Origin of the sequence: Streptococcus mitis (assembly GCF_002860865.1) — a bacterium.
Classification (GTDB): Bacteria; Bacillota; Bacilli; order Lactobacillales; family Streptococcaceae; genus Streptococcus; species Streptococcus mitis_AT.
Map to the genome: position 1 here is coordinate 251,956 of NZ_PKIE01000002.1, position 26,251 is coordinate 278,206.

Annotated in this window: 33 protein-coding genes; 12 read left to right on the plus strand and 21 right to left on the minus strand. The window is 40.6% G+C overall.

The genetic code is table 11. The features are described from left to right. Positions 1–19: 19 nt before the first annotated feature. The 10 genes from CYK18_RS05625 to CYK18_RS05665 form a co-directional block, all read right to left on the minus strand. The gene (locus CYK18_RS05625) at positions 20–553 is read right to left on the minus strand and encodes a hypothetical protein (RefSeq protein ID WP_101785549.1); all 534 of its coding nucleotides are present in this window, start codon (positions 551–553) and stop codon (positions 20–22) included. Positions 554–576: 23 nt separating this feature from the next. After that, on the minus strand, positions 577–981 hold the full coding sequence (locus CYK18_RS05630; RefSeq protein ID WP_231082577.1) for a hypothetical protein: 405 nt from the start codon (positions 979–981) through the stop codon (positions 577–579). Between the two features lie 506 nt (positions 982–1,487). After that, complete coding sequence (locus CYK18_RS05635; RefSeq protein ID WP_101785551.1) at positions 1,488–2,717, minus strand: AAA family ATPase; 1,230 nt, start codon at positions 2,715–2,717, stop codon at positions 1,488–1,490. Between the two features lie 3 nt (positions 2,718–2,720). Beyond that, positions 2,721–2,876 carry a hypothetical protein gene (locus tag CYK18_RS10790; protein ID WP_013903991.1) on the minus strand — a complete coding sequence of 52 codons (156 nt, stop codon included), beginning with the start codon at positions 2,874–2,876 and terminating at the stop codon, positions 2,721–2,723. Continuing rightward, positions 2,869–3,135: a transcriptional regulator gene (locus tag CYK18_RS05640; RefSeq protein ID WP_101785553.1), complete on the minus strand. Its 267-nt coding sequence runs from the start codon at positions 3,133–3,135 to the stop codon at positions 2,869–2,871. Before CYK18_RS05640 ends, CYK18_RS10790 begins: the two co-directional genes overlap by 8 nt. Position 3,136: 1 nt before the next feature. Then, on the minus strand, positions 3,137–3,346 hold the full coding sequence (locus CYK18_RS05645; protein ID WP_101785555.1) for a hypothetical protein: 210 nt from the start codon (positions 3,344–3,346) through the stop codon (positions 3,137–3,139). Between the two features lies 1 nt (position 3,347). Next, entirely contained in the window at positions 3,348–3,548 is a 201-nt protein-coding gene (locus CYK18_RS05650) for a hypothetical protein (RefSeq protein WP_101785557.1), read from the minus strand. Then, on the minus strand, positions 3,545–3,997 hold the full coding sequence (locus tag CYK18_RS05655; RefSeq protein WP_101785623.1) for a hypothetical protein: 453 nt from the start codon (positions 3,995–3,997) through the stop codon (positions 3,545–3,547). Before CYK18_RS05655 ends, CYK18_RS05650 begins: the two co-directional genes overlap by 4 nt. Before the next feature lie 304 nt (positions 3,998–4,301). Then, complete coding sequence (locus CYK18_RS05660; protein ID WP_101785559.1) at positions 4,302–4,928, minus strand: Rha family transcriptional regulator; 627 nt, start codon at positions 4,926–4,928, stop codon at positions 4,302–4,304. A 14-nt stretch (positions 4,929–4,942) separates the two neighbouring features. Beyond that, positions 4,943–5,143, minus strand: a complete 201-nt coding sequence (locus tag CYK18_RS05665; protein WP_000040966.1) for a helix-turn-helix transcriptional regulator — start codon at positions 5,141–5,143, stop codon at positions 4,943–4,945. A gap of 208 nt (positions 5,144–5,351) precedes the next feature. On the opposite strand from CYK18_RS05665, the gene CYK18_RS05670 reads away from it, so the two are divergent. From CYK18_RS05670 to CYK18_RS05710, 8 genes are all read left to right on the plus strand, one after another. After that, the gene (locus tag CYK18_RS05670) at positions 5,352–5,903 is read left to right on the plus strand and encodes a helix-turn-helix transcriptional regulator (RefSeq protein ID WP_101785561.1); all 552 of its coding nucleotides are present in this window, start codon (positions 5,352–5,354) and stop codon (positions 5,901–5,903) included. A gap of 99 nt (positions 5,904–6,002) precedes the next feature. Continuing rightward, positions 6,003–6,266, plus strand: coding sequence for a hypothetical protein (locus CYK18_RS05675; RefSeq protein WP_101785563.1), 264 nt, complete (start codon positions 6,003–6,005; stop codon positions 6,264–6,266). A gap of 198 nt (positions 6,267–6,464) precedes the next feature. Then, complete coding sequence (locus CYK18_RS05680) at positions 6,465–7,631, plus strand: tyrosine-type recombinase/integrase (RefSeq protein ID WP_101785565.1); 1,167 nt, start codon at positions 6,465–6,467, stop codon at positions 7,629–7,631. 160 nt (positions 7,632–7,791) lie between these two features. Then, on the plus strand, positions 7,792–8,736 hold the full coding sequence (locus CYK18_RS05685; protein WP_000815623.1) for a magnesium transporter CorA family protein: 945 nt from the start codon (positions 7,792–7,794) through the stop codon (positions 8,734–8,736). A gap of 11 nt (positions 8,737–8,747) precedes the next feature. Continuing rightward, complete coding sequence (locus CYK18_RS05690; protein WP_101782109.1) at positions 8,748–9,425, plus strand: DUF1129 domain-containing protein; 678 nt, start codon at positions 8,748–8,750, stop codon at positions 9,423–9,425. A gap of 15 nt (positions 9,426–9,440) precedes the next feature. Further along, positions 9,441–9,788 carry a TfoX/Sxy family protein gene (locus CYK18_RS05695; protein ID WP_101782108.1) on the plus strand — a complete coding sequence of 116 codons (348 nt, stop codon included), beginning with the start codon at positions 9,441–9,443 and terminating at the stop codon, positions 9,786–9,788. Between the two features lie 267 nt (positions 9,789–10,055). Next, on the plus strand, positions 10,056–11,090 hold the full coding sequence (locus CYK18_RS05705; protein ID WP_101785567.1) for a S66 family peptidase: 1,035 nt from the start codon (positions 10,056–10,058) through the stop codon (positions 11,088–11,090). Positions 11,091–11,195: 105 nt separating this feature from the next. Next, positions 11,196–11,459, plus strand: a complete 264-nt coding sequence (locus tag CYK18_RS05710) for a SemiSWEET family transporter (RefSeq protein ID WP_000166114.1) — start codon at positions 11,196–11,198, stop codon at positions 11,457–11,459. A gap of 89 nt (positions 11,460–11,548) precedes the next feature. Here the strand turns inward: CYK18_RS05710 and CYK18_RS05715 are convergent, their stop codons facing one another. From CYK18_RS05715 to mutL, 3 genes are read right to left on the minus strand one after another with little or no spacing between them, the layout of a single operon-like run. Further along, positions 11,549–12,112, minus strand: coding sequence for a DNA-3-methyladenine glycosylase I (locus CYK18_RS05715; protein ID WP_101785569.1), 564 nt, complete (start codon positions 12,110–12,112; stop codon positions 11,549–11,551). Positions 12,113–12,121: 9 nt separating this feature from the next. Then, positions 12,122–12,715 carry a Holliday junction branch migration protein RuvA gene (ruvA, locus tag CYK18_RS05720; RefSeq protein WP_000273417.1) on the minus strand — a complete coding sequence of 198 codons (594 nt, stop codon included), beginning with the start codon at positions 12,713–12,715 and terminating at the stop codon, positions 12,122–12,124. A gap of 15 nt (positions 12,716–12,730) precedes the next feature. Then, complete coding sequence (gene mutL, locus CYK18_RS05725) at positions 12,731–14,680, minus strand: DNA mismatch repair endonuclease MutL (RefSeq protein WP_101785571.1); 1,950 nt, start codon at positions 14,678–14,680, stop codon at positions 12,731–12,733. Positions 14,681–14,886: 206 nt separating this feature from the next. Between mutL and CYK18_RS05735 the strand changes: the two genes are divergently transcribed. From CYK18_RS05735 to CYK18_RS05745, 3 genes are all read left to right on the plus strand, one after another. After that, positions 14,887–15,327, plus strand: coding sequence for a LytTR family DNA-binding domain-containing protein (locus CYK18_RS05735; RefSeq protein WP_101785573.1), 441 nt, complete (start codon positions 14,887–14,889; stop codon positions 15,325–15,327). After that, positions 15,324–15,782, plus strand: a complete 459-nt coding sequence (locus CYK18_RS05740; protein ID WP_101785575.1) for a DUF3021 domain-containing protein — start codon at positions 15,324–15,326, stop codon at positions 15,780–15,782. The genes CYK18_RS05735 and CYK18_RS05740 overlap by 4 nt, the downstream gene beginning before the upstream one ends. A gap of 215 nt (positions 15,783–15,997) precedes the next feature. Beyond that, a complete protein-coding gene (locus tag CYK18_RS05745) occupies positions 15,998–17,260 on the plus strand; it encodes an NRAMP family divalent metal transporter (protein ID WP_101785577.1) in 1,263 nt (420 codons plus the stop codon). A 369-nt stretch (positions 17,261–17,629) separates the two neighbouring features. Here CYK18_RS05745 and nrdI read toward each other — a convergent pair whose 3' ends face one another. The 5 genes from nrdI to CYK18_RS05770 all read right to left on the minus strand — a co-directional run bounded on the left by nrdI (position 17,630) and on the right by CYK18_RS05770 (position 22,341). Further along, complete coding sequence (gene nrdI, locus CYK18_RS05750; protein WP_101785579.1) at positions 17,630–18,109, minus strand: class Ib ribonucleoside-diphosphate reductase assembly flavoprotein NrdI; 480 nt, start codon at positions 18,107–18,109, stop codon at positions 17,630–17,632. 77 nt (positions 18,110–18,186) lie between these two features. Beyond that, positions 18,187–18,720, minus strand: coding sequence for an ABC transporter permease (locus CYK18_RS05755; protein WP_000729014.1), 534 nt, complete (start codon positions 18,718–18,720; stop codon positions 18,187–18,189). A gap of 60 nt (positions 18,721–18,780) precedes the next feature. After that, entirely contained in the window at positions 18,781–20,067 is a 1,287-nt protein-coding gene (locus tag CYK18_RS05760; RefSeq protein ID WP_101785581.1) for a response regulator transcription factor, read from the minus strand. 11 nt (positions 20,068–20,078) lie between these two features. Next, complete coding sequence (locus CYK18_RS05765) at positions 20,079–21,749, minus strand: sensor histidine kinase (RefSeq protein ID WP_308300790.1); 1,671 nt, start codon at positions 21,747–21,749, stop codon at positions 20,079–20,081. After that, the gene (locus CYK18_RS05770) at positions 21,727–22,341 is read right to left on the minus strand and encodes a YesL family protein (RefSeq protein WP_101785585.1); all 615 of its coding nucleotides are present in this window, start codon (positions 22,339–22,341) and stop codon (positions 21,727–21,729) included. The genes CYK18_RS05765 and CYK18_RS05770 overlap by 23 nt, the downstream gene beginning before the upstream one ends. A 134-nt stretch (positions 22,342–22,475) precedes the next feature. Between CYK18_RS05770 and CYK18_RS05775 the strand changes: the two genes are divergently transcribed. Beyond that, on the plus strand, positions 22,476–23,045 hold the full coding sequence (locus CYK18_RS05775) for an MptD family putative ECF transporter S component (protein ID WP_101785587.1): 570 nt from the start codon (positions 22,476–22,478) through the stop codon (positions 23,043–23,045). A 29-nt stretch (positions 23,046–23,074) separates the two neighbouring features. Here CYK18_RS05775 and CYK18_RS05780 read toward each other — a convergent pair whose 3' ends face one another. From CYK18_RS05780 to CYK18_RS05790, 3 genes are read right to left on the minus strand one after another with little or no spacing between them, the layout of a single operon-like run. After that, positions 23,075–23,767, minus strand: coding sequence for a methionine ABC transporter permease (locus CYK18_RS05780; RefSeq protein WP_000444647.1), 693 nt, complete (start codon positions 23,765–23,767; stop codon positions 23,075–23,077). A gap of 1 nt (position 23,768) precedes the next feature. Next, positions 23,769–24,830, minus strand: a complete 1,062-nt coding sequence (locus CYK18_RS05785) for a methionine ABC transporter ATP-binding protein (protein ID WP_101785589.1) — start codon at positions 24,828–24,830, stop codon at positions 23,769–23,771. Further along, entirely contained in the window at positions 24,823–26,196 is a 1,374-nt protein-coding gene (locus CYK18_RS05790; protein WP_101785591.1) for a M20 family metallopeptidase, read from the minus strand. Before CYK18_RS05790 ends, CYK18_RS05785 begins: the two co-directional genes overlap by 8 nt. Positions 26,197–26,251 lie beyond the last annotated feature (55 nt).

Consider the following 26,251-nt stretch of genomic DNA (forward strand, 5'->3'; position numbering starts at 1 on the left):
AGTGCCTCTCTTGATAGTTCTAGCTTTCTACCTCGGCCACATAATCAGCTAGGCCTTTATATTCGCCTTCTACGTCCAACTTTTGGAGTAGGCTAATACTTTCATTACCCAACATTTCCAAGGTACCAAAAGCGGTCATAGAGTCCATAGGGATAGGCTTATCAGAAAGCAAGCGATCAGCATAGTCTAATAACTCTAGCTCGTAGTCTGTGACCTTATTCAGCAAGCTCTCAAAGTTCTCTGACTCTTTGAGTTGAAGCACGCGCTCCTGTTTGTAACGTTCTTCAAATGCTTCATCGTCCACTGGTTGGTTGTAGTAGTCTTTGAAACTGTCACAAATACGCTTAAAGGTCTTGTTTAACTTCTTATCCTCCACATACTCAGCTACTAGTGTGCCTTTATCCTTGTAGGCCAATGAGATTGTAGGCTGGCAATATGTCCCAGTCATATATCCCAGCAGCGCGTGACCTGCTACCATAGCAGTGTCTAGGTCTTGAAATTCGTAAGTGAAAGTAAATGTTTTTGCTTTGTCTGAAAATGTTTTTAGTGTCATGTTTTTTCTCCTTTTTCTATTTTTCAATAATCAATACCAACAAATTTTTTACGGTTATCGAGAATAATATACCCCTGTTGTATAGCTAAAATTACAAAATATTTTAGTAGTTTGTCTTCATGCTTCAAGGTTTGGACAAGCTCACTGTTTTTAAAAGTTTCCCATTCAGAAATATAAGAAGCAGAACCTCCATTTTGTGGTGGAAGAAGATCCAATTCACTTTCTTCCATCTTCTCATATATACTCTTTGTGATGTACCTTAAACGTGGGGTTTTAGAAAGCAACTCCCTGGACTGCTTTCCATAATTCCTACCTTGCCACTTACAAATAGCTTTATCAAATACTAAATACTTTCTTACTCTATCAAAAATATATCTCATCGGTTCGTTCTCACCAGCCCACTTAATAACCTCTCCAATATTTTCCATGTAGGGCATTGACTTGAAGGCTAAAAAATTTTTGTCTTGGATAACTCGTTTATTTAATCTCTTCTTTACCACTAGTTCACTACTCCATTTTTTACAATATATATCCGCGCAACGTGGAAGTGTTAAAGGACAGGGTTACAGGGGGCGTAGCTCAATCGCCCCTGTTCCTGTTCCTTACTTCCACATTTCACGAAAATTGGACAAACTAGAATTGACGCTAGGCTATTCTAGTCATGTCCCTGATTTTACATCTGTAAAATTTACAAGTGTTTACAACCCTTTACAACTCTTAAAAAATCCAATAACACCAACGCCTTTTGGGTTATGTTTTATAATTTACAAGTGTAAAAAAATAATTGTTTTACATCTTTTACAATGAGTTGTAAAGGGTTGTAAATTTTACGTTTGTAAAGGTGTAAAATCATGTAAAATTTTTACACTTTTTTTACACCTTTTTACAACTTTTACATTTGTAAAGTTTACAACTCTTTACATATTTAAAGTTGTTAATAAGCAGGATTTTCTTGTATCATTCCATCGACGACCACGATGTTATTATCGGATTCATCAATCAATTTGTCTAAGGTAGGTCTGCTGATTTTGGCAAAACGAGAAAGCTCTGACTTATTGGGTAGTCTATTATTCGCCTGTTCAAAGTTTGCTATCATAGATTTTAATTTGTTTGTTGCTTTTTCTTTTGTTTCTTCATTAGCCCATGCTTTTTCTTTCTGTTCTTTTGAAAGTGGTAACCCTGGTTCGTGATAGGCTAATATTTTCTCCTTATCATTTATCAACTGTGGATAGTAGAAAAGAAAATTTTTCTCCCCGTCGTAATCAGCTTCCGAGGTAACTGCTTCAAGTCTCCAATAAGTTCGCGTTTTTAACGGCAAATCTATGTTATCAAAATGTTTTAGAATTTCCTGCGTCTGTTCAGTAGGTAAATGTTCTAGCGCTACCTCAATATGATTTCGTAGATCCTCGCTTGTTGCTCTCTTGTTTTTAAAACTGATATAATCATTTGTTACGTTTAGCTGAAAATATCTTTTATTGTACGTAGTCATTACATTCTTGGCCAAATCCCAGACAGCTTCTAGCCTCTCTAGGCGTAACAATTCTGGATCTAATTCCATCTTGAAAAATTCCAACAAGCTATCGCAATGAGCTAGAGACTCTGACCACTGCGCAAAGTCTGAACTTTCCGTAGTCCCTTTCGGTCTATCTCTATGACTTTGTGTATAGATCAGGCCGCCGCCTACGTGTTGGTTAATCTGTTGCAAATAATCCCCTAAGGAGCCCCCAAACTGTAGTAATTTCAAATTATCAATACTATCAATAATAACCACTTGAAAAGCGTTGTTTGATACTTTATCTTTTACAACTTTGGCTAAATCTTCTAAGGCCGTTGACTTTGGAAGAGTTAAGATAGAAATATTGTCAAGATCTTTTTGCTCAACTTCTAAAAGTTGGGCAATCTGCATGAACTTACTAAAACAGTCGTTTTCTTTATGATTCGTATTGATATACAAGACGTTGAAAGCTCTTTTACTCTTCCACTCTAGCCAATTACTCCCCTGGGCTAAAGATAAAGCTAGGGAAATAACTACGCTAGTCTTTAAGGATCTTCTTGGCGCCGATATACCCAATACTTGCCCGCGTCTCAACAATCCTGTCAAAATGCTAGCAGATGGCCCTATTGTCTCAGCAGGAACTTGTCCTAGTTTTTTAATTTCTGTCATTAGTTATCCTTTCTGGTTTTTCAATCGTTTCTTTTTCATTTTCTTTAATTGTTGTAACTCTTTGCGTTGCTCAAGCGTTAATTGTCTATTTTTCCAAGTGTAGCCGTTGGTAGTCCGGACAGATTTTCTCTGTCCGGGGAACCTTTCAAAGCTAGCCATTTCCCACCCCCAGAAACTTCCAGATGTCAGAAATTCTATAATAGATTTTCCTAGTGTCTTCTAGTGGGGGCTGGTAGCGTCTTAGCCCAGCATCTTCCCACTTCTGAAGTGTCTTGTACTTTATATCTAGCTCGTCCATGACTTCCTGGGCTGAGATTAACCCTGTCAATCGTGGTTTGACTGTATCACGGCTTTTTAGATAACGCTCAATAGCTTCTAATATTTTTGTTTTGAGTTCCTCAATCATCTTTTCAAACATACTAGCACCCCCACGGTCTCACCCCTGCAAGCTGGATATAACGGCCATAATCAGGGTTTAAATCCTCGCTAGGTGTTTCTATCGTCTGTTTACTTTCTCGCTCAATTTGGGCGCTTTTTCTGCGATCTCGGTGGTTTAGATAAACCAGTAGGCCAATCAACACCACCATGAAGATAAACGCTTGTGTGTTGCTTAAATCTAATTCATTCATGTTATGCCCTCGCTTTGTAATTCTTGATGTAGTTCACTTGGTTTCTATGCTCCATCTTCAGGAAGTCGTCCACCTCTTCGGTGCTTACTTTTCGATCTACAAAATCAGCAATAAACTGGAATAGGTTTGGATTTTCTGCCTTGATCTTAGCCATTCGTTTATCAAATTCTGCTTGTGTCATGTTATTTAAGGCTAGTGTCATTTCATCGCCTCCTCAAACTGCTCTATAAGATGATCTTTACTTACTTTCCGATTAGCATTTTTAGAGTTAAAAAGAATGTCTCTTAAGGTTATAGTAGCCTCTAAATACGCCTTTTCAGCATGTTCTATATATGCCTGTTGCTCTTCTTCGTTGTCAAAAAAGTGCTTAGCTTGGCGTTTAAAGAATGCTTGTCGCATAGCGTCCATTTCAAAAATACCAGGGTGGAAAAACATTCCCGTAGTGCTTTTAGAGACCGCTTCGATTTTATGGCTGTCATTCAATTCAGGAAGTTCAATCCAAAGTAAACGGGACAAATCTTCTTTGATAGTTTTTGTCTGACTTGCCAATAACGATAGTCTCCTCAGGCCATTTTTTTCGCTAATTTCTCGCATCTCTGCGCTAATTCTGTCTATACGTCTAGTTAAATTCTCATATGTTGTTTCTGCCATGTTTTTTACCTCTGTTTCTATGTTTGTGTAATTGCCTTGATGGCCTTTTAATTGTCGTTTCCTATACATGATTAGCACCACTCCAAACGCTGGGCGATTGCCCCAAGTTGGCGGACGCTTGTAGTGATGACCAGTTTAAAGAGTTAGCGCTCTATATGGTCAAAATGCCCTAGATATGCTATAATCTAGTTATAAATCTTTACTAAAACCCTTTTAATAATAGCTTGCCTGCTTTGTTAAATTCGTTTTAGTGTTAGTGTGAAAGGCTTTGCTGATTGGTCTCGGTAAGCCTTTTTTGTTGCGATCACGCGCATTGAGTGCGTGGTTTTTTATTTCTGAATACCAGGGACTTAATTTCCTGATAACTCATATTCAAGCCAATCATGGCTATGACCATGTCTTCAAATGCCTGGTATTGCTTCAACTCGTCACTGGTCAAGCTATCAATGCCATTGTAGCCCCCACGTTCTTCCCTTAACTGTTTTGCGTTCCTGTCGGTTACTGCCTTCAGTAGCAGGTTGTTCATGGTGCTATGCGCGTGCTTGGGTGCTTGTTCCCAGTTCTCAATGCTGTCATGCAAGGTTTTTCTTTTTGGCTTTTCTAGCGCCCTCTGCATACGAAACTTAGAAAGTTCCTCACGCATTTCAAAGAAGGCTTTGACTAGGTTGGTTTTGAAGTTGGCCACTTGCTCAGTATTTTTTAAGAATGTAACTAACAAGGTCGCTTGTTGCTCATTCAAAATATAGTCCTTGGTATTCTGGCCGCTTTCCATAGCTTGGATTTTAAATCCAACCTTTCCGAACTGTTCAAACCTTGCTTGATGTTTGCGGATCGTCTTGGTTATTGTGTGATGTTGCAATCCCGTGCATTCTGCCACAATACTGCTTAATGTGTACGGCTCTTTCTTACCGTCCATGTAGACTAGTTCCATTGGTTCGCTCCTTTCTAGCTATAAAATAGTTCATCTATGGTTATATCTGATTTGATTTCTGCAACCATTGACTTAATCGCTAGACGTTCTTTGTCATTGAATGGCGTTTTACCTAATTCTTTGTTGTTGTACGACTGCAAAGAAATTTTTAGCTTGTCCGCCATTTGTTGCTGAGTTAGTCCTAACATAACCCGATAGCCTCGTAGTTTGCTCATAGGTTTCCCCCTTTCTAAAAAAGCAACCTCCCCATAGATTGATAGCGAAAAGGTAACATGGGGAAGTTTTGATATAGTTTTCTATACCTTTACTGTTATTATATATAGTTTTTTATTATCTGTCAATAATATTTTTAAAAAATATATAGTTTTCTTTGATTTTTTAAAAACTCTTGTGTATAATCAACTATGAAAGGTAACAAAAATTATGAATAGATTGAAAGAATTGCGAAAAGAAAAAGGTCTAACTCAAGAAGAGTTATCTAATGAAATAGGTACTACTAAACTAACTATTTCAAATTGGGAAAATGAAAAGCACTCTATTGGATCCGAAAAGGCTAAACTGCTAGCCGACTTATTCAATGTATCCGTTGGATACTTGTTAGGGCACAGTGAGTATAGAGACAGCCAAGAAGCAAGCTATCAACTTTACCAAAAGGATCCCGATGATCCAAATAACCATGTAAAGGCTAGGGTTTATTCTATTCTTGGCGATGATTTAATGAAGGTGCTGGAAGAGCGATATATAACTGGTCATGATGAACCTGATTATTCTAATCTTACTTCATTCTTATCTGCAGTAAATCAGCTTTCATATACCGATGAAGAAGAGTTATTACTAAATTATGGAATACTCCCTAAGGAAGATAAAAAGATAATAAAGAATCTGGTTTCTGATATGGCTGAAAAAGTAAAAATGGCCACTAAGATTAAGGAGGAACAAAAGAAAGAAAAAGAACCATGGAGGAAAGGATTCTAAACCCACGCGCCACAATGTTCAACAATCCTGAAGCGCGTGATTTCTCTTACTTCGCTCTTTGTTCGATAGGTTATAAAACGATTCAAAGGAACAAATTTCATGAAAAGCACAAGAAAAAATAAATCTTTTTTAAAAGAAAAGAGTCGTGTAATATTAGTATTTATTATCATTTATGTATTAGCTCTTTTTTATGGTGCATATCTTGCGTTAGACAACGAGTATATTAAACTTGCTCTTGAAACAATTCTAAGTCCACTTCTAATTGGGTTGATTTTTGGATTTATTGATAGTTTAAGAAGAGATTATAACGAGTATTATCAGAACCTTGCTGATGATTATAAAAAAGAGGAAAAGAACGACTGAACAAAAACAAAGCTTTTCTAAGGCTTATTTAAAGCCCTATACACGCTTTCTACAATCCGATATATAATAATGATACCGTCTGACTATTTAAAATCGAATACGGGGCAAACTATGAAGCCCTAGCATGATTTAAACCACAATCTAAAACCTTTTTAATAATAGCTTGCCTGCTGATGTATTTTAGAAAGGTTTATCATCATGAAAATAACTGAAGTTATAAAAAAAGACGGTTGTAAAGTTTACCGTGCTAATGTATATCTAGGAACTGACCAGGTAACAGGAAAGAAAGTTAAAACTAAGGTAACAGGGCGGACACAAAAGGAAGTTAAACAGAAAGCTACTCAAGAAAAAATTGCTTTTCAAAAAGCAGGATCTACTAGACAAAAAGCTAGTACCATAACAAGCTATCAAGAATTAGCTAATCTCTGGTTGGAAAGTTATCAGAATACGGTTAAGCCAAACACTCAAGGCAATGTTAAAAAGCTAATTGATAATCATATATTGCCTAATTTTGGGGCCTACAAGCTCGATAAGCTCACTACTCCACTTATCCAGTCAATTATCAACAAACTTGCTGACAATACTAACAGAGGGGAAAAGGGGGCTTTTCTACACTATGACAAGATACATGCTTTAAACAAACGTATCTTACAGTATGGCGTAACCATGCAAGCGATACCGTCCAATCCTGCCCGTGATGTTGTTTTACCTCGTAACACTCAGAAAGCAAAACGCCAAAAAGTAAAACACTTTGAAAATCCAGAATTAAAAAAGTTTCTTGTTTATCTCGATAATTTAGATAGTCATAGATTCCGTTATTACTATGAGGTAACGCTCTATAAGTTCCTACTGGCTACTGGTTGCCGTATCAATGAGGCTCTAGCACTTAGCTGGTCTGATATTGACTTAGATAATGCCGTGGTACATGTTACCAAAACACTAAATCGTGATCTAGAAATCAATAGCCCAAAATCTAAAGCTAGTTATCGGGATATAGATATAGATCAAGCAACTGTTAGCATGCTGAAGCAGTACAAACTACGCCAAGCTAAAGAGGCCTGGAAGATAGGACAACGTGAAAGCGTGGTATTCTCTGATTTCATTCATGAATATCCTTGCAGTTCAAAACTTAAAAGAAGATTGCTAACACATTTTAAGCGTGCTGATGTTCCTAACATTGGCTTTCACGGATTCCGTCATACTCACGCTAGTTTATTGCTTAACTCTGGTATTCCTTACAAAGAACTTCAACACCGTTTAGGTCATTCTACTTTGTCCATGACCATGGACATCTATAGCCACCTCTCAAAAGAGAACGCAAAAAAAGCAGTCTCATTCTACGAAACTGCACTAAAAGCACTATAAGGGGAGCAAAAAGGGGAGCAAATTCAAAAATCAACGTTTCAAGACAAAGTGAAAAGCCAATAACAACGGTACTTTTGTAAGATTTTATTTGAAAAAAGCCGATTTTGTAGTATAATAGTACGGTGTGAAAAAATCTGAAAAATGAGAAAGGATAAGGGATATGAAACAAGTTTTTCTCTCTACAACAACTGAATTTAAAGAGATCGATACGCTTGAACCGGGTACTTGGATCAATCTCGTCAATCCGACTCAAAATGAATCACTCGAAATCGCTAATGCCTTCGATATCGACATTGCCGACCTTCGTGCACCGCTCGATGCGGAAGAAATGTCTCGTATTACCATTGAAGACGAGTATACCCTGATTATCGTAGACGTGCCGGTCACAGAAGAAAGAAATAACCGCACCTACTACGTAACCATCCCGCTTGGTATTATCATCACCGAGGAAACCATTATCACTACGTGTTTGGAACCATTACCAGTCCTCGATGTCTTTATCAACCGTCGCTTGCGTAATTTTTATACGTTCATGCGTTCGCGTTTCATCTTCCAGATTCTCTATCGCAATGCAGAGCTTTACCTAACAGCCCTTCGTTCGATTGACCGTAAGAGCGAACAAATCGAAAGTCAACTGCATCAATCAACTCGTAATGAAGAATTGATTGAGCTCATGGAATTGGAAAAAACCATCGTCTATTTCAAGGCCTCCCTCAAAACAAATGAGCGTGTGATTAAGAAATTGACCAGCTCAACCAGCAATATCAAGAAATACCTTGAGGACGAAGACCTGCTTGAAGATACCCTGATTGAAACCCAACAGGCCATCGAGATGGCAGACATTTATGGAAACGTCTTGCATTCTATGACAGAGACCTTCGCCTCTATCATTTCTAACAACCAGAACAACATCATGAAAACCTTGGCCCTTGTGACCATCGTCATGTCCATCCCAACCATGGTCTTTTCTGCCTACGGGATGAACTTTAAGGATAATGAAATCCCCCTAAACGGCGAGCCAAATGCCTTCTGGTTAATCGTCTTTATCGCCTTTGCTATGAGTGTCTCGCTCACTCTCTATCTCATCCATAAAAAATGGTTCTAAGAGGAGTTCCTATGTCTCAGATTGATCTACAAAAATTAACCAAGAAAAACCAAGAGTTTGTCCACATCGCTACCCAACAATTCATCAAAGATGGGAAAACAGATGCTGAAATTAAGGCTATTTTTGAGGAAGTTATTCCCCAAATCCTTGAAGAGCAAGCCAAAGGTACGACCGCTCGTTCCCTCTATGGCGCACCGACTCACTGGGCTCATAGCTTCACTGTCAAGGAGCAATATGAAAAAGAGCATCCAAAAGAAAATGATGATCCAAAACTCATGATTATGGACTCGGCTCTTTTCATCACTAGCCTCTTTGCCCTCGTCAGCGCCCTTACAACCTTCTTCTCAGCAGATCAGGCTATCGGTTACGGTTTGATTACCCTTCTGCTAGTTGGACTGGTTGGTGGATTTGCCTTCTACTTGATGTACTACTTTGTTTACCAATATTATGGACCAGACATGGATCGCAGTCAACGCCCACCTTTCTGGAAATCTGTACTGGTTATCCTAGCTTCTATGTTCCTTTGGTTGCTTGTCTTCTTTGCAACAAGCTTCCTACCAGCTAGCCTTAACCCAGTACTGGCTCCATTGCCACTAGCTATTATCGGAGCGGCCCTCCTAGCTCTTCGCTTCTATCTCAAGAAACGCTTGAACATCCGAAGCGCAAGCGCGGGCCCATCACGTTATTAAGAAAAGTGAAAAGCTATGGCATATAGTCAATCTTTAGCTAAGCAGATTCGAAAAATTCTAGCACTCAAACTTCCTCCCCAAATTTTCGAAGAAGAGTTAGAAGAAAAGAAACTGTTTGGTGGTCTGGCCTTTATAATTCGTGGGAAAATGGTCCTTACTGTCAGTTCCAGAAAGGACGAGCTGGTTATGGTGAGAATTGGCAAAGAAACGGAAAAGCAAGTTCTACCCCGAACAGGAGCTCATACCACATTGATGAGAGGGCGACCTTATCATGGCTATATAGACCTAGATATCGAAGGTCAAAAAGAACTTCCTTACTGGATTGATTTAGCCCTCTCCTATAATCAAGAGTTGACCAAGTAACTCATATCTAGTGAGATTAGAAAAACGAAAAGCAACTGCACAGGCGGTTGCTTTTTCACTTGCTTTCTTGAGATTCAATAGTACTTCTGACTCTAATTCCTATAGTTTTCTCTCATTTTTTGTGATAAAATAGGCTCATACTCAATGAAAATCAAAGAGCAAACTAGGAAGCTAGCCGCAGGCTGTACTTGAGTACGGCAAGGCAAAGCTGACGTGGTTTGAATTTGATTTTCAAAGAGTATCAATCTATTTCTAGGAGGATGAGATATAATTTCTACTATTGGTATTGTTAGTTTATCTAGTGGCATTATCGGAGAAGACTTTGTCAAACACGAAGTGGACTTGGGTGTCCAACGTCTCAAGGACTTGGGACTCAATCCTATCTTTTTGCCCCATTCGCAAAAAGGATTAGACTTTATCAAGGATCATCCTGAAGCTCGTGCAGAGGATTTGATTCATGCCTTTTCTGATGATAGCATCGACATAATCCTATGCGCCATCGGTGGAGACGATACCTATCGCTTACTACCTTATCTTTTTGAAAATGACCAACTCCAAAAGGTTATCAAACAAAAAATTTTTCTTGGTTTCTCGGATACAACCATGAACCATCTCATGTTGCATAAACTAGGAATCAAGACTTTTTACGGTCAATCCTTCTTAGCAGACATTTGTGAATTAGACAAAGAAATGCTAGACTATAGCCTTCACTACTTTAAAGAATTGATTGAGACGGGAAGAATCTCAGAAATCCGCCCTAGTGACGTTTGGTATGATGAAAGGACTGACTTCAGTCCCAAGGCTCTGGGGATACCTCGTGTCAGTCATACAAATACTGGTTTTGAGTTGTTGCAAGGAAATGCCCAGTTCGAGGGAAAAATCCTCGGTGGTTGCCTCGAATCCCTCTACGATATCTTTGACAACTCTCGATACGCAGATAGCACGGAGCTCTGCCAAAAATACAAACTTTTCCCTGACTTATTAGACTGGGAAGGAAAAATCCTCTTGCTCGAAACAAGCGAAGAAAAGCCTGAGCCGGAAGATTTCAAAAAGATGTTGCAGACTTTAAAGAACACTGGTATATTTGAGGTCATCAGCGGACTCTTGATCGGGAAACCTATGGATGAAACTTTCTATGACGACTATAAAGACGCACTATTGGATATCATTGATAGCAATATCCCGATTGTCTGTAATTTGAATGTTGGCCACGCAACTCCAAGAGCAATTGTCCCCTTCGGAGTTCACGCCTATGTAGATGCAAAGGAGCAAATCATTCGCTTTGACTATAACAAAAAATAAATAGTTTCTCTATTTTTGTGCTTTTGTATTGGTTTTCGTTACAATTTGTATCTGAATTTATTGCATTTCGCTAATTTCTATGATATCCTTTTGAAGGAGGTGTATATGACAAAACAAAAAATTAATCGAATCGTAGGTTCTATTGGTGCCTTTATTGGAATTATAGTATTTATTGCCTACATACCTCAAATTATCGCTAATTTACAGGGAAATAAAGCTCAACCATTTCAACCTTTATCAGCTGCTATATCTTGCTTAATCTGGGTTATTTATGGATGGACAAAGGAACCTAAGAAGGATTGGATACTAATCATTCCAAATTCAGCTGGTGTTATTTTAGGTGGAATCACTTTTTTGACTTCACTCTAACAAATCTAATAGTATATATAAAAAGCTGGGAAAAGTTTCTCAGCTTTTTTCTATATTCTATTCTCAGATATGCTAGTTACCTGTACACACTAATGACCGCTTTTCCACTCACAATCATTCTCGTGGTCATCAACTAGCCCTGCTGCTTGTAGAAAAGATAAGACGGCGACTGGGCCTGTGAACTTGAAGCCTCGTTTTTTGAGATCTTTGGCTAATTTCTCAGACAAAGCGGTTTTAGCTGGAGCTTGGCGGTAATCGGGAACATCGTTAACGATCGTTTTCCCTTCAACAAAAGACCAAAGATAGGCATCAAAAGAGCCGTACTCTGCCTGTAGTCGTAGAAAGGCTTGGGCGTTAGCGCGTGTAGCAAAAATCTTGGCTCTATTTCGGATGATGGCTGGATTATCCAGCAAGGCTTCCAATTCGGTATCGGTCATCTCTGCAACTGCTTGAATTTGATAGCCATGAAAGGCTTCTCGGAAAGCTTGACGTTTGTTGAGTACCGTTTCCCAAGACAGGCCTGCCTGATAAGTTTCCATACACAACAATTCAAACAATGCTTGGTCATCATGGAGGGGCTGGCCCCACTCCTCATCATGATAGGCGATGTAGAGCGGATTGGTCATCTTGACCCACGAACAACGTTTTGTCATGCTCTACTCCTATTTGACCAACATTTTAAGGGCCGACTTGATATAGTTCTCAGCTGTATCTGTCGTTCCTTCGAAGAATTTCTTGATTTTCTTGAGCTCGGTCGCCTTGTAGCCCAGAGCCAACATGGCCTCCATAGCTTCTTCCAATTCTTGGTTTTCAGCGCTAGCTTGCACTGCGACCTTGGCAGGAAGGTCGTCTCCTGCAACTACTACCTTGCCTTCCAAGTCCAGCACCATCTGCTGGGCTGTTTTCTTGCCAATTTTAGGGAACTTGGTCAAATAAGTGATGTTCTTGGTTTCAATGGCTTGAACCAAGCCAGCATTGTCATCAGCAGCGATAATAGCAAGAGCTGATACAGGACCAATCCCAGAGACCGAAATCAGACTGAGAAAGAGCTTTTTCTCGTCTTCTGAGCGAAATCCATAAAGTAGATGGGCGTCCTCACGCACGACCTGATGAACATAAATTTGAGCTTCTTGGTTAACCTGACCTGAGTAGGCATAAGGATTGGCCACATGCAGGATATAACCAATACCATTGGTTTCAAGAACAATGTATTTGGCAGTGATTTTGGTAATGATTCCTTTTAAATATTCGTACATAGTTTTCCTTTTAGTTTAATATTTCCCCAATTCACGGAGACTGGTGTGATTTTCCTGAATACGTCGGAACATCTTTTCCATATCTGACTTGGTAAAATGCACCAAAACAGGACGTCCATGGGGACAGTTATAGGGATTGTCACATTGAGAAAGTTGATAGAGGAGCTGTCTAGCCGAGTGGTCATCGATACGATGGTTAGCCTTGATAGACCGCTTGCAGGACATCATAATAGCCAACTCTGCTCGGTATTTCTTGATAGAAACTTCCTTGGTCAAAAGGAGCATGTCACACATTTCATAGATGCCTGACTCGATTTCCTCCTCTGCCATCCAAATAGGATGTTCACGTAGGATAAATTGATTTTCCCCGTACTCTGCTAGAAAGACCCCCACTTCCTCTAAGAGAGGCATTCTTTCCTTGAGACGCAGGGCATCATCCGCAGGAAATTCAAAGATATAGGGCACTAGGAGTTGCTGCTGGCTCTGGTCAACATTGCCAATGCTTTCACGGTACTCCTCGTACTTGACCCGTTCCTGCGCCGCATGTTGGTCTATGATGTAGAGCCCATCTCGCCCTTGAGCAAAGAGATAGGTTCCATGCATTTGCCCGAAAAATTCCAACTCTGGGAAGCTTGATGATTCTTCTCGCTCCAGCTTGTCATAAGCCTTATCCAGACTGGCTAAATCTAGCTCTGGATGGTCTAGTTGGTCATAATTAGCAGGCTTTCTCTCTGCAAAATGCAGTTTTGCTGGCTTGGTCAGCTGATCCAAGGTTTCCTTGGCAAATAAAGTTAAATCCTGTCCTTCATCAGTCAATTCTACCTGATAATCAGCTACTTCAGCTTGACTAGGTCTTGTCGGCTCAGTATTCTCATAGTAGAGCGTATTTTCTTTGAGCGGGAGAATAGTTTGTTCCACCTTCTCACGATTTCGCACAGTCGATTTGGCAAGATTTTCCAAGGCATCTGGAATCAAGGTTTGTTCCTTGAGACTATTAGAAATAGCTTCTGAAACCAGGGTCATCAGTTCTTTTTCCTTGGAAATCCGCACCTCTTGCTTGGTTGGATGCACATTGACATCCGCTAGATAAGGGTCAATATGGATATGAATGACAGCCAGTGGAAAACGGCCTACCATGAGCTTACTTCCGTAACCATCTAAAATAGCACGATTGAGTAGGAAGTTCTTGATATAACGGCCATTGATGAAGAGACTGATATAGTTGCGGTTAGCACGAGTCAACTCAGGCAAGGACACAAAACCTGAAATTTCGAAATCAAGGTCAGAGTTCTCAATTTCAATCATCTTCTTTGCACTCGCCAAACCGTAAATCCCTGCGATAGCTTGGCGCAGGTGACCAGTCCCTGCTGTCCGCGTCATTTCCTTGCCATCACTAATCAAGCTAAAAGAAATCTCAGGATGGGCTAAGCCCAGACGGTTGACAATATCAATGATATGAGACAACTCTGCTTGCTGGCTCTTCATATACTTGAGGCGGGCAGGCGTGTTGAAGAAGAGGTCCTCCACACAAACCTTGGTCCCCACAGGACTAGTCGCTGGGATGACTTCCTCAACTTCTCCCCCACGCGCGACTAACTTAGTCCCATGACTCGCACCATCCACCGCCGTCAAAAGGGTCAGAACACTAACAGAAGCGATAGAAGGCAAGGCTTCACCACGAAAACCAAGCGTCCGAATCCGAAAAAGATCTGCTTGATTTTTTATCTTACTGGTTGCGTGGCGACGCAGGGCCAGCTCTACCTCATCGTGAGCAATTCCATGACCATTATCTGTGATTTGAATTTTCTTGAGACCAGCTTCCTCAATCTCAATGATAATCTGACTAGAACCCGCGTCAATGGCGTTTTCTACCAACTCCTTAACAACGCTAGCTGGACGCTCGATAACCTCTCCAGCTGCAATCTGGTTTGCCAGCACCTCTGGCAATTCAATAATATGAGACATCTTTCAGCCCCTTTCTGTATCTATTTTCCTATAAATTGATTAGTGCTATTATACCATATTTCAGATAGGACAGAAAAGCTAGCACCACATAGGAGCCAAATCCCTCCACATAGACAAAGTCCCTTGCAAGGGGCTGAAAAATAGTGTTTAATAAAGATATACAGGAAGTGATCACAACCTTGTATAACTAAAAAGGAGAGAAGTTTATGAAAATAGAACTACAGATTAGTGAGACTTACAAGGAGGAAAAGCTGATTGTTCAAGCACCTCAGCCGACTGATAAAGTCCAGAAAGTCATCGAGTTCGCAGAAAATCTGGATCTAACAGAAAAAATCAAAGGGAAAATCAATAATCAGGTCTATCTAGTCGAGATTGTCAAGATTCAACGCTTCTATATCGAGAATCGGAAGGTTCTAGCAGAAACGGCGAGCCAGACCTACAGCATTGATTTGCGACTCTATCAGGTCCTTGAAATTCTGCCAACCAATTTTATCCAAATTTCCCAATCAGAAATCATCAATATCAACTCCATCTCTCATCTCAAGCTCACGCCCAACGGTCTGGTAGAAATCTTTCTAAAAAACGAAAGCTTCACCTACTCTTCACGCCGTTATCTAAAAACCATCAAGGAGAAATTAGAACTATGAAAAAACAAATCTTCCACGACGCAGCTACTGGTGTCCTCATCGGCCTCATCCTCTCTATCATCTTTTCACTCATTTATGCACCAAGTACCTACGCTCCGTTAAGTCCCGACTCTCTCATCGGACAAGTAATGACTCAACATCAAGTTCACGGTGCCCTGGTCTTGCTCTACTGTACACTTATTTGGGCAGCCATCGGTATTCTCTTCAACTTTGGTAAACGATTATTCAGCCGTGATTGGAGTATGCTTCGTGCCACTCTGACTCATTTCTTCCTTATGCTGGCTGGCTTTATCCCACTAGCAACTCTGGCTGGTTGGTTCCCCTTCCACTGGTTCTTCTATCTCCAGCTCATTATCGAGTTTGCGATTGTCTACCTCATCATCTGGACTATCCTCTATAAAAGAGAGGCTAAAAAAGTAGAACACATCAATCAACTCTTGGAGCATAAAAAGTAAGAACCTCATAATAAGCAAATACGAGAAAGAAACTTCTCGGTTTTTCTTTATCCTGCTGCACCTTGCTATCATAGCAGTTATTTTCAGATCTTCTTTGTAAATTTTCTGTAATTTTCTATCTTTTTTCAAAATATTCTTGCATTTTCCCAAAGTTTTTTGTAGAATATAGATTACATATCCAGATTATTCTGAAAATTCAAAAAGGAGCATCTATCATGTCACAAGCTATTTCGTTAAATCAATCAACCTGGACAAGTAAACTAAAAGCAATGGGACCTGGAATCCTAATGGCTTCTGCTGCTGTTGGAGGTTCTCACATTGTATCTTCCACTCAAGCTGGTGGTTCTTATGGGTGGTCTCTACTACTCTTGGTCATCTTAGCCAATGTCTTTAAATATCCATTTTTCCGTTTTGGTGCTGAATACACCGCTGATACTGGAAAGACTTTGGTTGAAGGTTATGCCGAAAAAGGAAAACTCTATCTCTGGATTTTCTTTATCCTCAATGTCTTTTCGGCTATGGTCAACACAGCTGGTGTCGCCATTCTGTGCTCAGCTATCATCGCCAGCGCCTTCCCAATGATCGGTCTTAGCATCACTCAGTGGTCCCTCATTCTCGTTGCCATCATTTGGGCTATGTTACTCTTTGGAGGCTACAAACTCTTAGACGGCATGGCAAAATGGATCATGTCAGCTTTGACCATTGCAACTGTTCTTGCAGTTATCATCGCGGCGGTCAAGCATCCCGAATACAGCTCTGATTTTGTCGAAAAGACACCTTGGCAAATGGCAGCTCTACCATTCATCGTTTCCCTCTTAGGGTGGATGCCGGCTCCTATTGAAATTTCAGCTATCAATTCACTTTGGTCTGCTGAAAAGAAAAAGACCGTCAACTTTAACACCGAGGACGCTCTATTTGACTTTAACGTTGGTTACATTGGAACAGCTATCCTAGCTGTGTTCTTTGTAGCACTGGGAGCACTGATTCAGTATCCTACAGGGCAAGCAGTTGAAGCTGCTTCAGCCAAATACATCTCTCAATTCGTGGGCATGTATGCCTCTGTTCTTGGCGAATGGTCCCGTTACTTGATTACCTTTATTGCCTTCCTGTGTATCTTTGGAACAGTTATTACTGTTATCGATGGCTATTCTCGTGTCAATCAGGAATCTCTCCGACTGCTAATCAGTCAAAAAGAAGACAATCGTAAATCTTTGAACATCTGGATGACCATCACTGCTATCATCGGTATCGTCATTATCAAGTTCTTCGCTGGTCAGGTTTCAACCATGCTCCGCTTTGCTATGATTGGTTCTTTCCTGACAACACCATTCTTCGCTCTTTTGAACTACGCCTTGGTAACGCGTGAAAACAAAAATCTTCCTTCTTGGCTCAAACACCTTGCCATTGCAGGATTGATTTTCCTCTTTGGCTTCGCCATCTTCTTTATCTACGCACTCGCAATCGGAAAAGCAGGATAGCTGACAAGCGCGAGATGAAGATAAGGTTTCATTTCAAGAGAAAATTCAGCAAATATTTCTATAATAAAAAGCATAAGAACAAGGTTTTGAATACCTGAACTTATGCTTTTTTACGTTCTCAAAGACTGTTTATACTCAAAAAACAGTTGAACAACTTCAACCACCTCTTATAAGAACTTTATACTATTCGAGAATCTCTTCAAACCACGTCAGCTTCGCCTTGCCGTACTCAAGTACAGCCTACGGCTAGCTTCCTAGTTTGCTCTTTGATTTTCATTGAGTATAAAATCGATAGGTTAGACAAAAAAACGAACAAAACAGAATTCTAAGTTTCAGATAACTCGTTTTGTTCGTTTTTTATATTTAAGGTTAGACTTTTGTCCCAGCCTCTTCCAACTCATACAAATCTGCGATAATCGCTGCAACACGTTTGATATCTTCCAGCATGCCTCGCATTTCAAAGTCAGCCAATACAGGGAAACCAAAACGTTGACTGTATTGCTTGGCTGTCAGGCAGTATTGGTTATTAAAGTTACGATTTCCTGAACCAACTACTCCAAAACACTTACTAGCATTGTCACCATAGGCGATAAAATCCCCCACTGGTGTCGTCAAGATCTCGACATCTCCGTTATCAACGCCATTCCCACCTTCAAGGTAGGTCGGTAGAAAGGCGACGTAAGGGTGGTCCATTTCATAGAAATCGTGACCTTCCTTGACCAAATCCTTGATATGAATCTTTTGAACCTCTATTCCCTCGTACTGGGACAAGAGATAGTCTTTCAAGCGCGTCACAAAACTCTCAGTATTGCCACTCAAACTAATATAAACTAAAGAAATTGTCTTCATATTTTCCTCCATGATTTTATTTTTAATCGAAAAAGAACTACCAAGATTGTAACTTGATAGCTCTTTTTTGTCAATACTTAAGCAACTTCTTCTGTTTCCTCTTCTTCTGCCAAGGCTTTTTGTTGACGCCACATCTTATAGAAGACAAGGGCTAGGAAAAGAACATTTATGACGATATAGAAAATGCTAACAGCTTGTGAAATAACACTTATCCCTAAACGCATGGTCTCATCGTGAACTAACTGCACAGCGTCTTGTAAAGTCACATAGCCATAAATCGAACCAATAATAGCTAACAAAACATAGCCAACGTAAGTATAGTTTGCATATTGCAAATTCTTACGAATAAGGAATACAATCGCTACTACCACTAAAATAGCAGATAGCACAATCAAGGCCATATTAAAAATAGAATGAGTTGATTCTGCTACTCTATAGGTGTAATTGATGTTGTCTTCTAATTGCTGAGCACTGACCCCTGCAACTTGTTTCTGAGCGGCACGAAGGGCTTCTTTACTAGGCAAGGGACTCAACATTCCAAACAGAGACATAGCTGAAATAAGAGCAGACAAGATTAGCAAGACCCATAGATAAATCGGTTTCTTTTTCATGATAGAACCTCCTGATATTATTATTGATATTATAGCACCTTTTGTAAGGGAATACAAATCTTATAGTATAGTTTCTACCTGTTTTCGGTAGGCTTTTGGCGATTTTCCGCACAATTTTCGGAACACTTTATAGAAATATCCCACGTTACTGTAACCAACAGCATAGCAAATATCTTCAATACTGTCACTGGTTGAAAGTAAGAGTTGCTGGGCAGCCTTAATGCGTTGTTTGTTTAGTAATTCTGCGAAAGTCGAATTTGTTTCTCGTTTAATCAACTGACCTAGATAGACAGGATTGATAAAAAGATCCTGACTGATATCCTTGAGCGAAAGTTCTTTCTGATAATCACGCCCAATAACTTCCAGTACACTGACCACATTTTCATTCATGCGATATTGCCCAAAAAAGCGGGTCAGAGTTTCCTTAATATAAGGAACCAATTCATCAAAGGATTGAATAGCATGAATGGTTTTGACAATGTCCGTCATATCATCAGCTTTTAGATGCTCAAACAAGTGAAAAACATCCATGACAAACTGGATAAAAAGCTGTTTGGTAATCGGAACACGGGGTATATTTTCAAGAACCACCTTCTCCAAGAGGTTTAACTCTTCCACGATTTGACTGAGATTCCCCTGAATGATAACCCTATAAATCGGTTCGTAATAAGCAAAGAGACTCTCAGACTGTTTTAAATTTACAGAACCGTAAAAGAGGGCTTTCTCAGCATTCAGCTTCCAGCGTTCAAAGTGTTCTTGATAAGGAGCTTCAAAGGGAGTAACGACTAAACCATCTAGGGGTTGATCAGAAATAAAAATCTGCCAATCTTGTCCTAACACATAATATGGAATAGTGAAAGAACCTTGTTTTTCCTTTGAAAGACCAATCCACCAGTTCTCCTTACTCCCTAAATAACTGACAAATCCAGCCTCGTCTAAATCTTGACTGAGGGTCTGACTTTTCTTTCCTCTCTCGCCGAGCTGACCTGCAATCTTCTCCAGCAGATTTCCTAGCTCTACCTTATCAACAGGCTTAACCAGATAGTCCACCACACTAAGGTTCATAGCTCTTTTTACATAATCAAACTCCTGATAACCTGACAGCAGGATATAGGCGGCATCTGGTAAGATCTCTTTCATTTCCCGAATCATATCAAGTCCTGTTTTGTCGGGCATATTGACATCTGAAATGATGACATCGACGGGATTTTCCTGAACATATTCTAGGGCTTCATCGGCATGACTGGCTGTTGCGACGACCTCCATATCCCACTTATCAAAGGGAATCAAACGTTTCAGACCTTCCGTCACCATGTACTCATCATCTACTAATAATACTTTATACATTTTCTCCCTTTCTACTCATCTTGAATTGTAATACGATACTGAACACCTGCTTGCTCTGCAGACTCTATAGTAATAGCATATCGATCCCCAAAATAGAGCACAAAACGCTCATGTACATTGACAATCCCGATAGACTGCTTTTGATCACTGTAACTGGCTTGGTGTTCAAAATGTCTCTGACTTAATTTTTCTCGAATATTTGCCAGCTTTTCAGCAGACATCCCACGACCATTATCTACCACTAAAATTTCCACAAAACCATCTCGTTTAAGCGCCTTAATGCTAATCACATTATCTGTCCGTCTGTGGTCAACACCATGCGCGAAATAATTTTCTACCAGCGGTTGCAAGGTAAACTTAGGAATTTTCATATTCTCTAACTCTGGATCTATCTTGAAACCATAGGCAATGGACTTGGGATAACGAACCATGCAGAGATAGCTGTATTTACGGCAAAATTCTAATTCCTGTTTGAGAAGAGTTTCTCTTTCGTCAGAAATATTGTTACGCAAGAGACTACTGAATTCATAAATGATATCTGCTAACTCATCTTGACTCTGCATGACTGCGTACATACGCAAAAACTCTAGCGTATTATACATAAAATGAGGATTGATTTGCGCCTGCAGGGCTCGCATGTTGGCATCTTTTTGACTAAGCTCTAACTGGTAAATATCATGGATATTCTTTTCCAATCGATCCAACATATCATTGGTCGTCTCTGCGATTAAGAGCAATTCCTGATCCTTTTCAAGTGTGTCAATGCGAAGACCTTCTTCCCCTTGAGCAATAGCTTGGATGGAATCCACCAGATCCACTACCTGCTTTTGATAATTAGCAAAGGTCTGCCTCAACGTCAGATAGAGAATGACAATAAATAGAAGGCTCAAGCCCACAATCAAAGCAGAGCTGGTCACTGTTCCTTGTAAAACAAAGTTTTTGGGAACTGCCACCTGAACCTGATAGCCATGAGAGGTCACACCGACAAACCAGTTTTCATGCTCCCTATCGACCCTCTCACCAATATGAAAAATCTCCGTATCAAATGGTGATGTCACAGTCACAGCCATCGGAATATGACCTCGGGTATTGTCTACAGCATGGTATAAGATTTCTGGATCCAAGGAAATATAAACAACCCCTATAGATTGATCCGTCGCTGGATCTAAAATAGGAACTCCAAAACTATTGGCCTCTGGTTTAAAGCCTTCCGCAAGTACCGAATGACCCCCTCTCTCATTTCTGCTCGAAACATAAACTTCTTTAAAGTCCTGCAAGACGATTGCAACACCCGTTATATAGTCATTCTGAACATACAGGTCATCGATATTTTCATACAGAGAAATAGAAGTTGACGAAGCCGCTTGATGCTCCAACAGCCAATAAAAATACTCAGAAGTTGACAGGCTAAAGTACTTATAAACCCCTTGTATCCGGTCTTGATTGGCTACTAAATCTTGCGCTAGCTGGGCTGACTCGCGATAATAATATTCCACCTCTTCGACTGTTCGAGTGGTTACACGCTGGGCTACTCTCTGAGCTTCCTTTTCCCGTGAATCCCAGTCAGCGTAAGAGAGTAAGATTGCAAAACTCGCAATAATAATCATCATAACTGAACTGTAGGTTCTCAGAAGCGTATGTAGCCAAAACTGCTTCATTCTATTTTGTCGCCAATTTTTCATGGATACTTTCATAGATCGGTTCCAACATATCACTGATAAAGAAATGCCACATCCCAATTCCTACAAAGAAAAGTAGGGCAGGCATATAGTAACCAATTGCCACAAGTAGCACAGTTCCAAGGAGAACCTTGGCCACAGCTGCTAAGCTCATAAAGATGCCAATCAAGGATAGTTTGAGACTATTTCGATAAGACAAGTCAAAATAAACTTGTAATTTCAAAGATACTGTATAAGCCAAAAAGATCAGGGTAACTACTAGAACATTCAAAAAGGTCGCAATCAAATGAATAATAGTCTGATGAGGCAATTGTACCAAGAGATACAGGCCATAGACCAAAATCAAATCCACTCCTATAAAGCTATAGAAAATCAGGTTGCTTGATACAAAATTTTGCTTATAAAGAGACCAAGCCTCCTTCAAACTGTATTCCCGAAAGCTATAACCATGTTCTGCACACAAGCTCATCAAGGTGGCACTAGCAGGCGCTAGACCAAGAATAATCCCTCCTGCCAATGTTAATATCCAAAAGAAGCCTGTCGCAATCATCCCTAAAAAGAAACGATTAAAGACAAAGTCTAAAAATCTCCCCATGATATCCCCCTAAAAATAACTATGAAACTATTATATCATATTTCAAGCGTTTTCAAAAACTTCTAGTATCCATTTACAATCCCACCAAACCGTGGTACAATGAGAATTGTGAGAAAATTATCAGGAGACAATTCATGAAAAAATCTATCTTAACTACACTGCTTTTTGCAGTTCTTTACTTCCTCTGCATGGGGATTGGTGTCCTTTTGGGCAATCTCTTTGACCAAGCTGGAAACATGTTTTATGCGCCTGCCTTTACTGCCCTTGTCGGCGGTAGCGTCTATATGATCCTAGTCGCAAAAGTTCCGCGCTTTGGAGCCATTACCACTATCGGCCTTGTTATTGCCCTCTTTTTCTTGGGAACTAAACACGGTGCTGGTGCCTTCCTTCCTGGAATTATCTGTGGTCTCCTAGCAGATGGAGTAGCTAGCCTCGGAAAATACAAGGACCAAACTAAGAATTTCCTTTCTTTCATACTCTTTGCCTTTAGCACATCAGGACCAATCTTACTTATGTGGATTACTCCCAAAACCTATATGACAACTCTTCTAGCAAGAGGAAAATCCCAAGAATATATCGACCGTATCATGGTCGCGCCAAACTCTGAAACCATCCTTCTATTTATAGCAAGTATTGTCATCGGAGCCCTAGTGGGTGCCTTGATTGGACAAGCCTTGAGTAAAAAATTGGCACAGAAAATCTGATTACTAAAAAAGAGCCAGGCGGCTCTTTTTTATTTATGACTCAATTTCTTAGTCAAGAAATCTCCCAAGAATTGGATTGCAAAGATAATCAAAATGATAATGATGGTTGCCAAAATGGTCACATCGTGATTGTAGCGGTTAAATCCATAAGCGATGGCTACGTTACCAATACCACCAGCTCCAACCGCACCAGCCATAGCTGTTTCCCCAACAAGGGAAATCAAGGTCACAGTTGTCACACGAATCAAATCTGGAAGACCTTCTGATAGGTAAACACCCACAATATCCCAGAAGGTAGCTCCGCTTGCTTGAGCCGCCTCAATGACACCCCCGTCTAGCTCAGCCAAGACAACCTGTACCTGACGGGCAAAGAAGGCAAAGACTGCAAAAGATAGCGGTACGATAGCCGCATTTGGACCAATGCTTGTTCCTACTATTAGATGAGAGAAGGGTGACAAGACTGCCAAGAGGATGATAAAGGGAACTGCACGGAAAATAGAGGTGATTTTATCCAAAATCCAGAAAACGACCTTATTTTCCAAGACACCACCCGGCGCAGTCAAGACAAGGAAGAGACCTGCCACTAGCCCCAAGAAACCTCCGATGATGAAGGAAAGAACTGTCATATAGAGGGTTAGGTAGATGGCTGTTCCCCAGCCTGCTTGACCAGCCCAGCCCATTTTATAAACATTTGGTAAATAGGTTTGAATCAATGATTCCATCTTACTGTCCTCCCTTCAATACTTTTAGTTGTACGCCTGCTTGACGAATGGCTTCTTGGGCACCTGCTAGCGCTGCTTTTTCACCCGACAAGACCACAACTAATTCTCCAACAGGAGTGCTATCGAGGATTTCGATATTGCCATAGAGAATATTAGCCGTTACTTGGTAATGCTTGTACAATTCATTCAAAAGTGGCTCGTCTGTTGAAGCCCCTGCATACTTGAGTTGCACCAAGAGACTGTTTTCAGACAGATGTTCCACGATTTCTTGCTTCTCGATTTTGACCATGGCTTCGTCAATACCTGTAGCTGTTGAGATAAAGTCTTGAGTCAAAGGTTGTTTAGGGTCTGAGAAGATTTCAAGCACACTGCCCTCTTCAATCAAATGCCCATCCTGCATAACTGCCACACGGTTGGCAATGTCTTTGACAATCTGCATTTCATGCGTAATCAAGACAACAGTCAAACCTAATTTTTGGTTCAAATCTTGCAACAAGGTCAAAATCTGCTTGGTTGTCTTCGGATCAAGCGCAGAAGTTGACTCATCTGAAATCAAGATTTTTGGATCATTGGCCAAGGCACGCGCAATGGCCACACGCTGTTTTTGCCCTCCAGATAGTTGTGAAGGGTAGTTTTCAGCACGGTCCGCCAAGCCAACCAAGTCCAACAACTTAGCAACTTTAGCTTTCTTTTCTTCCTTGCTGAGTCCAGAGTGTTTAAGGGCAAAGGCTACATTCTCCTCTGCTGTCTTTTGGCTCATCAGGTTGAAATGTTGGAAAATCATTCCGATATCCTGACGTTTACGACGCAACTGTTCTGCCGTCAAGGTCACCTTGCCATCAAAAATCACATCGTCGTCAATGGTAATTTTCCCTGCAGATGGCTTTTGCAAGAGATTAATCACCCGTACAAGGGTTGATTTCCCTGCTCCAGAATATCCAACGATTCCGTAGATATCTCCTTCTTGGATGTGAATGGTCACATCCTTGACCGCTGTGATGGTTCTCTTCTTTTGGTGAAAAGTCACATCAATCTGATCTAACTTGATAATATCTCTACTCATAGCTTCTAATCAGCTCCTCTACTAATTCAATATGGGTGTAATAATCGGCGATTCGCACATTTTCATCTCCACCGTGGTCTCGGCTGTTAGCATTTCCTAGACCGAAGGCCACCATTGGCACCTCTAGGGCATCAAAGACCGTATGCATAGGCCCTGTCCCCGCTGTCGTCGGCAAGACTGAAACACCCTGTGGATAGAATTTCTTGGCCAACTCGATTACATTGAGAATGGCTGGCGCGCTCATATCGCTTCGATAGCTCATCTCTCCCAAGGTATAGTATAATTCTACCTTATCAAAGCCATTTTTGTCTAGCTGTTTCCTAATTTTTTCCAGAACATCATGCGGTTCTAGGCCAGGAACCAAACGAACCTCTAACTTGGCACTAGCTTCTGCTGGCAAAATCGTTTTAACTCCTTGCCCTTGATAACCTGACTGGATCCCCTCGATATTAAGAGCTGGCTCGAAAAAGAAACGTTTTAGAAAGGCTGCACGGTCCTCTTGTAAGAGAGGCAATTCCAAACCATAAATCTGGCTGATTTCCCCTGGATTTCGTTGGGCATAGGTATCCACCAAAGCCAATTCACGTTCATTTGGCTCTTGTACTTCTTCGTACAAGCCTTCAACCAAGATACGGCCATCTGCAGCACGAAGAGACTGTAGAGCTTGAAGGAGGTACCATGGAGCTGATTCCACAACCCCACCATAACTAGAATGGATATCCACATCAGCGCTTTTTACCTTGGCATCAAAGGTCACAATCCCCTTATTTCCACCAGAAATTTCTAGCTGTTCCAAGGCATTTTTGGTTCCCTGTTCCCAGACTAACAAGTCAGCGCCTCGTAGCTTTTTAGCATGCTTTTCTAGGTATTTGTCCAAGTCAACAGAGGCTGACTCCTCTGCCCCTTCCATGATAAAGCTGATGTTAACAGGGAGATCGTCATGATCTTGCATGTATTTTCTCAGCGCACTGAGTCGTGCAGTGATATGACCCTTGTCGTCATCAACCCCACGCCCATACATGAAGCCATTGCGGACCGAAAGCGTAAAGGGATCCTCTGTCCACACCTGATCCCCGTCCGCTGGCACAGTGTCATAGTGGTTATAGAAAATCAAGGTCTTGGCATCTGGACGCGAACTCTTGAAATGTGCCATGACAAAGGGCGCTGTATAAGTCTCATCAATCTCCACTTCAGCTCCCACACGCTTGAAAATCTCACCCAGATAGTTGGCAACTTCTTTGAGACCCACCTGTTGGGCAAAGACCGACTTCTTAGAAATCAAGGTACGCAAAACCTCAAAATAATGCTGGGCTACATGATCCTTTTCAAATTTTTCAATCTGTTCTTGTTCGCTAGGAAAAACCATATTCTCTCTACCTTTCTATGAACCTATAGTCTTCTTTACAATCCATGCTCTATAC